General features: G+C 71.0%; 12 protein-coding genes. 2 read left to right on the forward strand and 10 right to left on the reverse strand.

From position 1 onward, the window contains the following. The first annotated feature begins 126 nt into the window (after positions 1–126). Positions 127–306 carry a hypothetical protein gene (locus KBX34_RS14690; protein ID WP_088951245.1) on the forward strand — a complete coding sequence of 60 codons (180 nt, stop codon included), beginning with the start codon at positions 127–129 and terminating at the stop codon, positions 304–306. 76 nt (positions 307–382) lie between these two features. Here KBX34_RS14690 and KBX34_RS14695 read toward each other — a convergent pair whose 3' ends face one another. The 10 genes from KBX34_RS14695 to KBX34_RS14740 form a co-directional block, all read right to left on the reverse strand. Continuing rightward, on the reverse strand, positions 383–2,755 hold the full coding sequence (locus KBX34_RS14695) for a glycoside hydrolase family 65 protein (protein ID WP_210925437.1): 2,373 nt from the start codon (positions 2,753–2,755) through the stop codon (positions 383–385). After that, positions 2,752–3,555, reverse strand: coding sequence for a beta-phosphoglucomutase family hydrolase (locus KBX34_RS14700; protein WP_210792493.1), 804 nt, complete (start codon positions 3,553–3,555; stop codon positions 2,752–2,754). Before KBX34_RS14700 ends, KBX34_RS14695 begins: the two co-directional genes overlap by 4 nt. A gap of 59 nt (positions 3,556–3,614) precedes the next feature. Then, on the reverse strand, positions 3,615–4,079 hold the full coding sequence (locus KBX34_RS14705; RefSeq protein ID WP_210792494.1) for a DUF4442 domain-containing protein: 465 nt from the start codon (positions 4,077–4,079) through the stop codon (positions 3,615–3,617). A gap of 63 nt (positions 4,080–4,142) precedes the next feature. Next, entirely contained in the window at positions 4,143–5,138 is a 996-nt protein-coding gene (locus KBX34_RS14710) for a hypothetical protein (protein WP_210792495.1), read from the reverse strand. Positions 5,139–5,232: 94 nt separating this feature from the next. Then, on the reverse strand, positions 5,233–6,534 hold the full coding sequence (locus tag KBX34_RS14715; RefSeq protein WP_088952167.1) for an ABC transporter ATP-binding protein: 1,302 nt from the start codon (positions 6,532–6,534) through the stop codon (positions 5,233–5,235). 133 nt (positions 6,535–6,667) lie between these two features. Further along, positions 6,668–8,878, reverse strand: coding sequence for a bifunctional glycosyltransferase family 2 protein/CDP-glycerol:glycerophosphate glycerophosphotransferase (locus tag KBX34_RS14720; protein ID WP_210925438.1), 2,211 nt, complete (start codon positions 8,876–8,878; stop codon positions 6,668–6,670). A gap of 15 nt (positions 8,879–8,893) precedes the next feature. Beyond that, on the reverse strand, positions 8,894–10,855 hold the full coding sequence (locus KBX34_RS14725; RefSeq protein WP_210925439.1) for a DUF5941 domain-containing protein: 1,962 nt from the start codon (positions 10,853–10,855) through the stop codon (positions 8,894–8,896). Beyond that, complete coding sequence (locus tag KBX34_RS14730; protein WP_210925441.1) at positions 10,852–11,598, reverse strand: ABC transporter ATP-binding protein; 747 nt, start codon at positions 11,596–11,598, stop codon at positions 10,852–10,854. The genes KBX34_RS14725 and KBX34_RS14730 overlap by 4 nt, the downstream gene beginning before the upstream one ends. Position 11,599: 1 nt before the next feature. Beyond that, positions 11,600–12,427 carry an ABC transporter permease gene (locus KBX34_RS14735; protein ID WP_210925443.1) on the reverse strand — a complete coding sequence of 276 codons (828 nt, stop codon included), beginning with the start codon at positions 12,425–12,427 and terminating at the stop codon, positions 11,600–11,602. A 72-nt stretch (positions 12,428–12,499) separates the two neighbouring features. Continuing rightward, the gene (locus tag KBX34_RS14740; protein WP_210792499.1) at positions 12,500–13,870 is read right to left on the reverse strand and encodes an L-serine ammonia-lyase; all 1,371 of its coding nucleotides are present in this window, start codon (positions 13,868–13,870) and stop codon (positions 12,500–12,502) included. A 471-nt stretch (positions 13,871–14,341) separates the two neighbouring features. Between KBX34_RS14740 and KBX34_RS14745 the strand changes: the two genes are divergently transcribed. Next, entirely contained in the window at positions 14,342–14,551 is a 210-nt protein-coding gene (locus KBX34_RS14745; protein ID WP_088951236.1) for a PspC domain-containing protein, read from the forward strand. Positions 14,552–14,609 lie beyond the last annotated feature (58 nt).

Genomic DNA, 14,609 nt, shown 5'->3' on the forward strand with positions numbered 1-14,609 from the left:
CCGCGCCGCACGCACGCCGACGGCCGCGCCGGCGGGCCGCGTTTGCCCAAAGGGGCGCCGGGTACGCGACGAGTGACCGCAGACCGTGTCGGCGCAGCCGCGCCCCGACGGATCGCGAGGATCGCCATGGCCAAGCAGCAGATTTCCGAGCAGCAGCAGATGACCGAGCGGGCCCAGCGCGAACAGGACGCCGAGCGCAACCAGGACTTCGGGGACCAGGCCGCTTCGGCCCGGCTGCCCGACGATCCCAAGGCGGCTGCGCCCCGGGACGCGATCGGACGCCCGTCAACCGGCGAGCCGGTCTGACGTAGGTGCTGACCGGCGAGCCGGTCTGACAACTGGTGCGAGGCGGTTGGGGCGGGAGCGAATCCCGCCCCGACCGTCACTGCTCGCGCTCGGGCAGCCGCAGCAGCGGTGACCGGCCCGGTGGCTGCTCGGGCGCGGGGCCGGACGGCTCCGCCGGGGGCACCGGCACTGTCACCGGCTCGTCGCAGGTGACCCGTAGCACCTGGTCGTGGTGGCGTAGTTCCACCACGTCGTCCGGGCCGCCGTGGCGGAGCGAGTATGTCGTCTGGTGTGGTCGGACATCCACCCGCAGCGACAGCCCCCGCCACTGCAGGGAGAATTCCAACCGGCTGAGTCGGCTGGAGAGCCGGGGGGCGAAGGACAGCTCGCCGTGGTGGTCGCGCAGGCCGCCGAACCCGCTGACCAGGGCGAGCCACGCGCCGGCCAACGACGCCATGTGTACGCCGTCGCGGGTGTTCTCGTTGAGGTCGTGCAGGTCCATCAGCGCGGCTTCGCGCAGGTAGGTGTGCGCCAGCTCCGGGTGGCCCACCTCGGCGGCGAGCACCGCCTGGGTGCAGGCCGACAACGACGAGTCGCGTACGGTGCGGCGCTCGTAGTAGAGGAAGTTGCGCACCTTCTGCTCGGGGGTGAACGCGTCTCCCCGCCAGTGCATCGCGAGGACCAGGTCGGCCTGCTTGACCACCTGCTTTCGGTACAGCTCGAAGTACGGGTAGTGCAACAGCAGCGGATACTTCTCCGCCGGCGTGTGGGTGAAGTCCCATTCCTGGAGCCGGGTGAAGCCCTCCACCTGCTGGTGGACCCCAAGCTCCTCGTCGTACGGAACGTGCATCGAGGTGGCCGCGTCCCGCCAGCTCGCGGCCTCCTCGTCGGTGACTCCGAGGTGGAAGGCGTCATCCCGGTAGCGCATCACCACCTCGGCGGCGGCGAGCAGGTTCCGCTGTGCCATCAGGTTGGTGTAGACGTTGTCGTTCTTCACTGCCGTGTATTCGTCCGGGCCGGTGACGCCGTCGATGTGGAACTGCCCGTGCCGGTCGTGGTGGCCGATCGAGCGCCACAGCCGGGCGGTCTCGACCAGGAGTTCCAGCCCGATCTCCCGTTCCATCTGGGTGTCCCCGGTGACCATCACGTAGCGGCGCATGGCATCGGCGATGTCGGCGGCGATGTGGAAGGCCGCCGTGCCGGCCGGCCAGTAGCCCGACGATTCCGGCCCCTCGATGGTCCGCCAGGGGAAGGCGGCACCCTTGAGGTTGAGCGTCTCGGCACGCTCCCTCGCCGAATCCAACGTGCTGTGCCGCCATTGGAGAGCGCTGCGCACCGCGCTGGGCTGGGTGTACGTGAGCACCGGCAGGACGAACATCTCGGTGTCCCAGAACGCGTGCCCGTCGTAACCGGGGCCGGTCAACCCCTTCGCCGAGATCGGCCGCTGCTCGGCGCGGGCACCGGCCTGGAGCACGTGGAAGAGACCGAACCGGACCGCCTGCTGCACCTCCGGGTCGCCCTCGACCAGCACGTCGGACGCGTCCCAGAACGCGTCGAGGTAGTTTCGCTGCTCGCGGTGCAGGCCGTCCCAGCCGTCCAGCCGGGCCCCGGCCAGCGCCGCGCCGACCTGGTCGCGCAGTGCGGGCAGCGACCGCCGGCTCGACCAGCTGTACGTCAGGTACTTGACCACCCGCAGCTTCTCGCCGGGCTTGAGCACGCAGGCGATGGTGGTGCGGACCCAGTCCTGGTAGCCCTCGGACTCGATGGTGGTGTGGTCCGGGCCGTGGACCTCGTGCTCCATGGCGGCGGCGACCCGCAGCCCGGAGACCTTGGTGCGGTGGATCAGCTGCCCACCGTCCGGGGTGGTCAGCTCCTCCTCGGCCTGCAGGGGTGACTCCAGCACCGCCGCCACCCGGGGGTCCTTGCTCTGCGCGGGCAGCGACTCGTTGGCCACCAACTCGGACTGCACGATCAGCCGCAGCGGACCGTCGACGGCCTCCACCTCGTAGCTGATGGCGGCGACCGACCGCTGGGTGAAGGAGACCAGCCGGGTGCTGCGAACCTTGACCTCCCGGCCGGCCGGCGAGCGCCAGTGCAGCTCCCGGTGCAGGGTGCCGGCTCGCAGGTCGAGGATCCGCTCGTGGGCCAGCAGTTCCCCGTAGCGCACGTCGAGCGGCTCGTCGTCGACGAGCAGTCGGATCAGTTTGCCGTTGGTGACGTTGACGATGGTCTGCCCGGACTCGGGGAAGCCGTAGCCCGCCTCCGCGTACGGCAGTGGTCGCAGCTCGTAGAACGAGTTGAGGTAGGTGCCGGGCAGGCCGTGCGGCTCACCCTCGTCGAGGTTGCCGCGCAGGCCGACGTGCCCGTTGGAGAGCGCGAAGACCGACTCCGACTGGGCCAGCACGTCCATGTCGAGCCGGGTCTCCCGGACGTGCCACGGCTCGACCGGATAGGCCCGCTCCCGGATCACGCGGAGCCTCGTTCATCGGCGGGGTGGGCGGTGGCGGCACGGCCCGGCGCCGACGGGTCGGCGACGGCGAGCAGCTCGGCGAGGTCCTGGACCACGATGTCGGCGCCGTGCGCGAGCAACTCGTCGGCCTGCCCGACCCGGTCGACGCCGACCACGTAGCCGAAGCCACCGGCACGGCCGGCGGCCACCCCGGAGAGCGCGTCCTCGAAGACGGCGGCCCGTGTCGGGTCGACGCCGAGCAGTGTGGCCCCGGCGAGGAAGGTGTCGGGGTGCGGTTTGCCACGCAGCCCCTGGGCGCGGGCGACCAGGCCGTCGACCCGGGCCTCCAGCAGCGGTTCCAGCCCGGCGGCGGCGACCACCTCGCCACCGTTGGCGCTGGCCGTCACCACGGCCCGGCGCAGCCCGGCGGCCCTCGCCGCCTCCAGGTAGTGCACCGAGCCCGGGTAGACCTCGACGCCGGCGGTGCGGAGGCGTTCCAGCAGCAGGACGTTCTTGCGGTTGCCCACGCCGTTGACGGTGTCGGCGTCCGGCGGGTCGTCCGGGGTGCCCTCGGGGAGGACTATGCCGCGGGAGGCGAGGAACGAGCGGACGCCGTCGGCGCGGGGCCGCCCGTCGACGTAGCGGTTGTAGTCCGGGCCCGGGTCGAACGGTTGGAAGGGCTCGCCGGAGATGGTGGCTCGCTGCCGGAGAAACTCGTCGAAGGTCTGCTTCCAGGCGGCGTTGTGCACGCGGGCGGTCTGCGTCAGCACACCGTCCAGATCGAAGAGACAGGCGGTCACGTGAGCAGGTAGGCCCAGCACGGTACGAATCTATCCACCCCGCTGGGCCCGCAAACCCGTTTCGGTCGCCCCGGCGCGCCTCAGTTGGGCCGCAGCGTCCAGATCACGGTCATCGCCGAGGTCGGCTTGCCCTCCTCGGTCGCGATCTCCACCTCGACCGGGAACTCCGGCCGCTGACCGGACTCCAGCTCCTCGATCACCTCGAGCGCCGGCCGCCCGAGCCGCGCGGTGGCCAGCATCGGGCCCATGGCGAGCTTGCGGTAGGCGATGTCGGCCCGGACGGCGAGCGGCACGGCCCGGTCGAGCAGCTGCCCGAAGGCGGCCAGCACGACCGCGCCGGAGGCCGTCTCGCCGAGGGTGAACATGGCACCGGCGTGCGGGCCGCCGATGTGGTTGTGGGTGGCTGGCGAGTCGGGCAGCCGGACGACCGCCCGCACCCCGCCCTTTGCCTCGGGTGCCACCTCGACGAACTCGATACCGAGCGTACGAGCGAAGGGCACCGCTTCCAGGATGCCGGCCGCCACCTGGCGGGAGTCGATGGTCATGTCCTGACGTTACTCGCCGGTAACCAGGCCGGCAACCAGGGTCTTTCCCCGCTCGACCGGTGCTCAGAGGTTGGCGATCGTCCGCAGGATCTCCGCGTAGAAGTTGCCGTCGATGCTGCGGAAGAAGGCGAAATCCTGGCCCGGGTCACCGAAGAACGGGCGCAGCGTCCACGCCAACTGGGTGCCGACGAAACCGAAGAGCAGGATCCAGATGTAGAGCAGGGTCATGCTGGCCGGCCGCTGCGACGGGTCGCCGCGCCGGACGGGCGGGCTGCCCCACGGGCGTTGCCCCACCGGGGCGCCCGGAGGGAACGAGACGCCCGCCGGCTGGCCGGCCCACTGCGCCGGAACGTGCGCCGGAACCGGCGCGGCGGTCGCTGCGCCGTTCGACGTCGACTCGGCAACCGCGGCCCCGACCGGCACGGCCACCGGCTCGGCACCCTGACCGGCGGCCGGGGTCGCTCCGGCGGGCACGGCGGCCGGCACAGCCTGGACCGGGGCCGGGGCGGCCTGGACCGCGACCGGCGCGTTCGCCTGGGCGTTGGCGGCCTCCGGCGCGAGCAGGCCGTGGTCGTTGAGCACCTGCATCCCGCCGGTCAGGAAGCGCAACCCGACCACTGCCGACAGGGTCAGGATCGCCACGTTGAGCAGCTTGAAGAACCCGTAGTCGGGCGCGGTGATCAGGAAGAAGAGGCTGATCGGCGCGAACGCCACGGCGAGCATCGAGGTGACCGTGATCGCCACCATCACCAGCGCCAACGACTGACGCACCGACAGCCGGGCGCCGAAGACCAGGTTGAACAGGTAGAGCGTGGGCAGGCAGATGGCCAGCGTGACCAGGAACAGCAGCGGCAGCTTCAACGCGGAGGTCAGCGCCATCAGCGGGCTGTGGAAGGCGCCCAGCACCGCGCCGTAACAGGCCAACGCGATGGCGGAACTGCTCAGCATGCGAACGGTCAGCGCGTTGAGGTCACGCTCGGCCACGATCTGCTGCCAGATGCTCCCGCGATCGCGCAGGATGCGCTCGATGACGAGCGGGCTGGGACGGTCACCCGACACGGGTGCACCCCTCTCGGAGGTCTTTCACTGTGGACTGGGTGCGCAGACGGTAGGACACCGGACGGTGGGCCCGCCACCCCGCTCCGGCGAGTCGTCAGCGCCAACCCACGTCGATCCGGGCGCCACGCTCGTCGAAGAAGTGCAGCGCGTCCATCCGGACCGAGACGGCGAGCGGATGACCGGCGCTGACTGCCGGGTACGGCGCCAGCCGCACCGCCAGCTCCGCCGGGCGGCGGTGGTGCCGGCCCGGGTCGGGAAGCACGCTGGTCTGGGTGCCGCCGCCACTCGAGGCCTCCTGCGGCTCCACCGGCTTGCCGGTGAGGCGCTGCATCACCGAGCCGAACCGACGCAGGCCGCGCTGACCGACCGGCGGCGATTCGACCGGCGCACCCATCTCGTCGACCACGACCGCTGTCGCACCGATGTCGAGGAACGCCAGCGACTCGTGCCCGTGGTGCTCCAGGTAGCGGATCCGCCCCCGCAGCACGTCGCCGGGGCTGTCCGGGGCGACCGGGGTGAGTGCCTCGGCCCGCATGCCGACCACGATCCGCTCACCGTGGTAGTGCGCCACCGCCCGACTGCGAATGTCGTTCCAGGGCAGGTAGAGCGACTGGTCACCGAGGTTCAGCGTGACGTACCGGTCGAGGTGGACGTAGACCGACGCCTCCAGCAGGTTCATCCGTGGGCTGCCCAGGAAGGCGGCCACGTAGAGCGTCGCCGGCCGGCCGTACACCTGGGTGGGTGTGCCGACGTCCTGGAGCACGCCGCGGCGCATGATGGCGACCCGGTCGGCCATGGTGAGCGCCTCGGCCTGGTCGTGGGTGACGTAGACGGTGGTGACCCCCAGCTCCCGGGTCAGGCCAGAGATCTCCGCGCGCAGCTCGGCGCGCAGGCCGCTGTCCAGATTCGAGAGCGGCTCGTCCATCAGGAACAGGCCGGGCCGCCGGACGATCGCCCGACCCATCGCCACCCGCTGCCGCTGGCCGCCGGAGAGCTGGCCCGGCTTACGGGCCAGCACGTCGCCGATGCCCAGCGCGCTGGCCACGTCGCTGACCCGCTCGTCCCGCGGCTCCTGCTCGATTCCCGCGAGGCGCAGTGGGAAGGCGATGTTGTCGCCGACGCTCATGTGCGGGTAGAGCGCGAAGTCCTGGAAGACCATTGCGATCTTGCGGTCGCGCGGAGGCAGGTCGTTCGCCAACTCCCCGTCGAGCAGCACCGCGCCCTGGGTCGGATCCTCCAACCCGGCGATCATCCGCAGCACCGTCGACTTGCCGCAGCCGGACGGCCCCAGAAGCACCATGAACTCGCCGTCGTTCACATCAAGATTGATGCTGTCGACTGCCAGCGTGCCGTCCCTGAAGACCTTGCTCACGTCCTTGAGCGTGACGGTGCTCACCGTCGTCCCCCCCAGCTCGTCTGCCGAACCCCACAAGACTGTGACCAGGATCATTGGATCCGCACATCGGGTAAACGTCTCATGTTCGACGGATGACGCCGCAATTACACGACAAAGGAGACGGACAGCGCGGTCAGCAGCGCGAAGATCGCGCGCTGGGCTCCCCCAGGAAAACCTCACGCACCACCCGTTCCGCCGCGTGCCCGTCGTCCAATGTGCAGAACCGGCCGCGGAAATGCTCACGGGCCTTGGTCGCCGCGTCGGAGCGCACCGCGTCGGTGCGGAACAGGTCGACCAGGTCGGCGAAGGTGGTGACCACCGCGCCCGGTGGTTCGGCAGTCACGTCGAAGTAGACCCCTCGGGCCAGCCGGTACGCCTCCCAGTCCGGGGTATAGAGCACGATCGGCCGGTCCAGCACCGCATAGTCGAACATCGCCGACGAATAGTCGGTGATCAACACGTCGGCTATCAGGTAGAGATCCTCCACCCGTTGGTGGCCACTCACATCGCGAACCCGTTCCCAGTCCACCGGCCGACCGGGGCGACGGTCACGGTCGTGGAAATAGTGGCTGCGCATCAGCAGCCGGCCCGAGTCACCCAGCGCCCGCACGAACCGGTCCGGGTCGAACGGCGGCCGGTAGCCGGGAAGATGCTCCCGGTGTGTCGGGGCGTACAGCACGACCTGCTCGTCGGGGCCGACGCCGAACTCCGCGCGCAGCCGACGCACCTCGTCCGGACCGGCCGTCACCAGGCGGTCGTTGCGCGGGTAACCCACCTCCAGAGTCGTGTACGTGGCCGGGTACGCCCGGTCCCACATCTGGGTGGAGAAGCTGTTCGCGCTGACGCTGTAGTCCCAACGGTCCACCCGGCGCAGCAGCCCGGCGAAGTCCATCCGACCCGCGCCGATCGGGTAGCGCTGCTGGTCCAGCCCCATCACCTTGACCGGAGTGCCGTGGTGGGTCTGCAGGTGCACCTGCTCCGGCCGCTTGCGGACGAAGTCCGGAAAGTTGACGTTGTTGACCAGCCACCGGGCGCGGGCGAGGACCCGGTAGTACGCCGGCGTGCCAGCGACCACGTACTCCACCCCGGCCGGCACGCTGTCCACCCGGTCCCGCCGCACGATCCACACTCCGCGCACCCCCGGCGCCAACGTCCGGGCAGCTTCGTAGATCGCCGCCGGGTTGCAGGAGTAACCCCGGAACCAGTAGGCGGCGTACACCGCGAGCGTCGGGTCGACCGGCCGACGCAACTCGGCCCGGTAGTACTCGCGCAGCAACCCGTCGCGGGTCAGCCGGGCACCGCGGCGCGCGACCGGGCCGACCCGACGCCGGGCGGTGCGGGTCTGCCGACGGGCGGCGTCGCGGGCCCGGCTGGCGGCCCGCAACGCGCTGAAGGTGCGCCAGCGGCCGGACGCGACGAGCCGGTGTTTGATCCCTTCCACCCCGTCCGGCACCGGATAACCGCCGGCCGGCAGCCAGCGCTCGTAGTCGGCGGTGATCTGCGCGAAGAACGCCGGTCGCAGCTCCGGGGCGATCCGCTGGCCGTTGCCCAGCACGGTCAGGTAATGCCAGATCATCCGCTCGAAGACCGCCGGCCGCAGGGCGTCCGTCGCCGAGCCCCACGCGTCCATCAGGTGGAAGACCCGGTGCCACTGTGGGAAGACCTCGAAGTGCCGGTCACCCCGGGTCCGGGTGATCGCGCCGGCGCGGCGTTGCCGGTAGTTGACGCACACCCGATCGAGTACGCCGATCCGCTGCGCCGCCATCAGCACCGGATAGCTGAACGAGACGTCCTCGTACCAGCCCGGCGCGAAGCGCAGCCCCAGGCCGGCCAGGAACTCCCGGCGGACCAGCCGGTTCCACGCGGTGTGCAGCAGGTGCATCACCTCCGGCCGGTCCCGCAACCGGAAGGTGTCCGCGCCGGGCGACTCCGGGAACACCTCGGCCATCGCGCTGCGGGTCGCGGTGTCGTTCCAGTGGGTGCGGACGTGGTCGACCAGCAGCACGTCGGGGCGGGTCGCCCGCAACCGCTCGGCGACCTCGGTCAGGCACTCCGGCGCCAGCCAGTCGTCGCCGTCGAGGAACCACACGTACTCGCCGACGGCCCGGTCCAACCCGATGTTGCGGGCTGGACCGAGGCCGACGTTCTCCGACAGCCGAACCGAGCGGACCCGCTGGTCGCGGGCCGCGTACTCGTCGATGATCTCGCCGCTGGCGTCCGGCGAGCAGTCGTCGACGGCGATCACCTCGATGTCGGTCTCCGGCTGACCGAGGACCGAGTCCAGACATTCACGCAGGTATCCCTGCACACGGAAGGCCGGCACCACGAAGCTGATCAGGGTCATCCGGCCGTCCCTCCGTCAGTGCGGCGCGGCACCTCCAGCGCCCACCGGCGCGACCGACGCCCGCGCGCTACGGGCCGGTCGCACGAACCAGGCCAGGACGACGCTCACCACGAAAACCACGAGAAGGTACGCACCGAGTGTAGCCAGCCCGATACCCACGATGCCGGCAATCGCCGCGAGGGCCAGCAGCGCCGAGCGCCCCTCCCAGCCCAGCGTGAACGCGTGCAGCGGCGGTGCCGCCTGCCGCTTCTCCAGCCGGGCCGTCAGGTCGTAGTGGTGCACGGTGAGCACGAAGACGTACCCGAAGATCAGCCAACCCGGTGCCTCACCGACCACCCCGACCGCGATGGCGAACAGGTACTCGGCGGCCCGCAAGGCCGCGGGCACCAGCCAGTCCAGCGGACCGTTGTGCGCGGCCCCCGCGCCCAGGCCGCCGACCAGCAACACCAGCAGGGCCACCGGCACCGCCCAGCGCAGCCCGTCCGGCGAGTCGCCCCACAGCGCCGCGACCAGCAGCACCGCCGGGCCGAGCGCGGCGATCACCGCCAGGGTCAGCGGCCCCATCGGGCGGACCACCGGCAGCCAGCGGGCCAGCGGGCCGTCGTCGCGGTGCAGGGTGGCGTCGACCGTGTCCAGCACCGGCACCCTCATCCAGCGGGCCCGCAACGTCCGCAGCGCCCCGGTGTACGCGAACGCCAGCACACCCCAGACCAGCACCGCGATCAGGCTGACCAGCGGGTTGAACAGCGCAACGGTCAGCGCGATCAGCGCCCACCGCTCGCCGATGGGGAAGACGACGGTCCGCTTCAGCCAGTACGACAGCGACCCGGTGTCCGCCTGCACACGGGTCGACGCCGCGTTGAGCCGGTCACCGATCCCGCCGCTGGCACCCGCCGCAGCTCTCGGTCGACGGGCCGCCTCGTCGTGCAGCACCCCGTACCAGGTGTCGGTCATGTGCCGGACGGTCTGCAACGTCATCGCGGCGATCGCGAGCGCCCAGCCGTTGCCCAGCCCGGCGTGGCTCACCCCGAAGCCCAGGCCGGCGTAGACCAGGTATTCCTTCGCCCGGTCCGCCATCGTGTCCAGCCAGCCACCCCAGGCGCTGAAGTGCCGGGTGTAGCGGGCCAACTGGCCGTCCACGCAGTCCAGCACGAAGCCGAGGTAGAGCAGCACCGCGCCGCCGACCAGCGCGGGTCGCCCACCGACCCCGAACAGCACCGCCGCGGCCAGCGCGAACAGCACCGAGATCGCCGTCACCCCGGTCGGGGTGAGCCGGAACCGGGCCGCCCACCGGACCACGTACGGGGACCAGGTGCTGACGAAGTAGGTGGAGAAGAAGTCGTCCTTCTCCTTCACCGACAGCCGCAACTCGGCCCGGTCCTCGTCGACAGCGGTCACCGCCGCCTCGGCAGCGGTCAGCTCGTCCTCGTCCTCGACCCGGCGGGCGACGAGCAGGCGTACCCGCTGGGCGAAGATCAGCGTGCCGAGCGCCGCGAGACCCGCGAAGAGCCGGTCCACGGCGGACCCGGGGCCACCCGCCGCGGCGCGGGCGGCTGCGGCGAGGGTCGGCAGGTCGTCCACGCCGACCCGCAGCGCGCCGCCGAACACGCCGGTGGCGTCCCCGTCGAGGGCGTCCAGGGCGCCGGCGTCGACCACCTGGCCGCGTTCCTCCCGCACGGCAGTGCGCCCGGGCACCGGCGGGTCGCCCAGCACCAGCGCCACCGTGGGCCCCACCGGGCTGGTGGCCAGGTGCCGCAGCACGGCGGTGTGCGCCACCAGGTCGGTGCCGGTGACCAGCACGGGGGCGGTGGAGGTGGCGACCAGCGCGGTCAACTCGTCGAGGGTGGCGGCGAAGCGCACCTCGTCGGCACCGGCCCGGCGCAACTGGGCGGCCAGACGGTCGGCCAGCGGCTCACCGGTCGCGGTGGTCAGGCCCGCTGCCGGCGACCCGGCGGCGAGCACGATCGCGAGCGTCACCGCGGGACCGCGGCGTGGTACGCGTCGAGCGCCTCGGCGATGGTGCCGTCGAGCGTCAACCGGCCCGCGTCGAGGTGCAACCCCCGACGACAGAACCGGGCCAGGTCCTTTTCGTTGTGTGACACCAACACCAGCGTGCGCCCCTCCCCGAGCAGACGATCAATCGTCGCGTAACACTTCTTGCGGAACTCCGCGTCCCCGACCGCGGTCACCTCGTCCATCAGCAGGATCGGGTGCGGCAGGTGCGAGATGATCGCGAAGCCGAGTCGCACCTTCATGCCCGACGAGTAGTGCCGGACCGACGTGTCGATGGCCCGCTCCACCTGCTCACCGGCGAACTCGACGATCTCGTCGAAGTGCCGCTTCAGGTAGCCCGTCGACAGCCCGTGCAGGCCACCGACCAGGTGCAGGTTCTCCCGCCCGGTCAGGTCGTTGGAGAAACCGGCGGACAACTCGAGCAGCGGTGCCACCGCGCCGTGCACCCGGATGTCGCCCTCGTCGGGGATGAGCACCCCGGCGATCAGCCGCAGCAGGGTGCTCTTGCCGGTGCCGTTGCGGCCGATCACGCCGACCGTCTCGCCGGGTTCGATGGTGAACGACACGTCCCGCAACGGCCAGAACTGGCCGGGCAGGGCACCACGCGCACCCCGGTGGATGAACAGCTCCCGCAGGCGCAGCTGACGGCGACGGTTCCGCACGAACCGGATGCCCAGGCCGTCGGCCTCGATGATCGGGGTGGCCACGTCAGAGTTCCTTGAGCACTGCGGGTTCCAACCGGCGGAACGACCACCAGCCGGCGGCCAGCACCAGCAGGCTGCCGACGACGGTGGTGGCGAGCAGCCGGGCGTCCGGGAACTCGTCCGGGTACCAGATCGCGTGATGCAACTGGAAGATCCCGACCAGGGGGTTCAGCTCGTACACCACCTTCAGCCAGCCGGGCAGGCCGGACTCGCGGACCAGGCTGAGCGGATAGATGATCGGCGTGGCGTAGAAGAGCACCCGGATGATCAGCCGCATCAACCGTTCCACGTCGCGCATCAGCACGTTCCAGGCGGACAGCAGCAGGGCGAGCCCGGTCAACAGGACAGCCTGGACGGCCACCGCGAGCGGCAGGGAGAGCAGCGACCAGCCGGGGTGGATCCGACCGTGAACCGCGTAGATCACCGCGATGGCGATCAGGATCGGCAGGCCGGCCGCGTACTCGGCGAACCGGCCGGTGACCCGGCCGATCGGGAAGATCTGACGCGGCACGTTCATCGTGGTGATCAACCGGGACTGGCCGGTCAGCGCGTTCGTGGCCTCGCTCAGGGCCGAGCTGGCCCACATCCAGGCGAAGATGCCGGTGATCAGGAACAGCGGGTACGACCCCGCCGCCTCGCCGAGATGCCGGCCGGTGTCGCGGGAGTAGAGCACCCCGAACACGAACCAGTAGATGGCGCCCATGCCGAGCGGCTCGATCAACGACCAGAAGTAGCCCAGCACCGACTGCTGGTACTTGACCGCCAGGTCCCGCCTGACCAGGATGCGCAGCGAGTTGCGGTGCGACCACAACGCCGCGACGCCAGAGGTCACCGCGAGCCTCCCGCCTCCTGAAACGGACGACAGGTTAGCAGTCGGTGAACGAATGCCCCGAATCGACCGGACTCAGCACTCGATCACATTGACGGCCAGACCGCCACGCGCCGTCTCCTTGTACTTGACCTTCATGTCGGCGCCCGTCTCCCGCATGGTCTTGATGACCTTGTCCAGCGACACCTTGTGCACACCGTCGCCGCGCAGCGCCAGCCGGGCGGCCGTGATCGCCTTGATGCTAGCCACCGCGTTCCGCTCGATGCAGGGGATCTGCACCAGGCCACCCACCGGATCACAGGTCAACCCGAGGTTGTGCTCCATCCCGATCTCGGCCGCGTTCTCCACCTGCTCCGGGGTGCCACCGAGCACCTCGGCCAGCCCCGCCGCCGCCATCGAGCACGCCGAACCGACCTCACCCTGGCAGCCCACCTCCGCACCCGAGATCGAGGCATTCTCCTTGAACAACACCCCGATCGCGCCGGCCGTCAGCAGGAACCGCACCACACCGTCGTCGGACGCCCCCGGCACGAACCGGGCGTAGTAGTGCAGCACCGCCGGAATGATCCCGGCCGCCCCGTTGGTCGGCGCGGTGACCACCCGGCCACCGGCGGCGTTCTCCTCGTTGACCGCCAGGGCGAACAGCGTCACCCAGTCCATCGCGTGCAGCGGGTCGGGCGTCCCGGCGTCCGCCTCCAGGCCGCGCCGCAGCTCCGCCGCGCGCCGCCGGACCTTCAACCCCCCAGGGAGTACGCCGTCGCGCTCACAGCCGCGCTCCACGCACTCCCGCATCACCCGCCAGATCTCCAGCAGGCCCGCTCGGATGTCCGCCTCGCTGCGCCAGGAACGCTCGTTGGCCAGCATCACCTCGCTGATCGACAGCCCGGTGCGGGTGGTGACCTCCAACAGTTGCGCCCCGGTCAGGAACGGGTACCGAACCACTGTGCTGTCCGGCTTGATCCGGTCCGCGCCGGCCGCGGCCTCGTCCACCACGAACCCGCCACCGACGGAGTAGTAGGTGCGACTGCGCAGCTCGGCGCCGGCCCCGTCGTACGCCGCGAAGGTCATCCCGTTCGGGTGGTACGGCAGCGACCGGCGACGGTGCAGCGTCAGATCCCGGTCCGGGTCAAAGTCGATCTCGTGGGCGGCCAGAATGTTGATCCGCCGCTCGGCCCGGATCCGCTCGACCCGAGGACCGACGGTGTCCGTGTCGACAGTCTCCGGCGACTCACCGGACAACCCCAGCAGCACCGCCGGGCCACTGCCGTGCCCGTGCCCCGTGGCACCCAGCGAGCCGAACAGCTCAGCCTGCACCCGTGCGACGTCGCTGAGCAGCCCGTCGGCCTTGAGCCCGCCAACGAACGTACGCGCGGCCCGCATCGGCCCCACGGTGTGCGAGCTGGACGGCCCGATACCAACGCTGAAGAGGTCGAAAACACTGATCATGGCCGCGCTTCCTCGCCGTCGTCCCGGCGTACGGGACCCGGCCGGGTCGTGACCGCCGGTCTGACGGCCCCGCTCGTGACCGCCCGGGGTATGGGTGCCGGTCACCCGGGGTGTGGGTGGCCGATCTGCCAGCCTACCCGCCCAGCTCAACGCCCACCCGGCCGCTGGGAGGCGAGCACCTGACCGCCGTCTCGCGGCCATTGCAAGATCACGCTCGATCCATGTTGCAGTGGTCTGGGCCCTTCCCCGAGGCCACCCCGTGAACGAGCGCGATCTTCACCGGTCCCGCCGTGCGCGGCGCTCGGGCGCGGCGCGGGCGGGTCGCGGGGAGGCATCAGCGAGGGGCTGCCCGGGTAAAGCACCTACGGGTCCACGGGCCACCGCTCATCCTCGGGACCGAGGGCGAGGTGGCCACCCCCTTCTACCGTGGATTGCAGACGCGGCGCACTGCCGCAGAGTGGGAGTACGACGATGAGTCGCAAACTGGTCCGGCCCCGCGAGGGGCGCATGCTCGCCGGTGTCTGCGCCGGCCTCGGTCGGCGGTTCGGCATGTCCGCCGGGATGGTCCGGCTGCTGTTCCTGCTGTCCCTGCTGCTGCCCGGCACCCAGGTGATCGTCTACCTGGTCCTCTGGGTTCTCATGCCGAACGAGGATCGCTACCTGGCCTCCACCCAGCACTGACCCCCACCCCTCAAGCGCGCCGCGCGTGCGGGAGGCCACTACAACCCTGTTGTAGTGG

The organism is Micromonospora sp. M61, from assembly GCF_018070245.1.
Classification (GTDB): domain Bacteria; phylum Actinomycetota; class Actinomycetes; order Mycobacteriales; family Micromonosporaceae; genus Micromonospora; species Micromonospora zamorensis.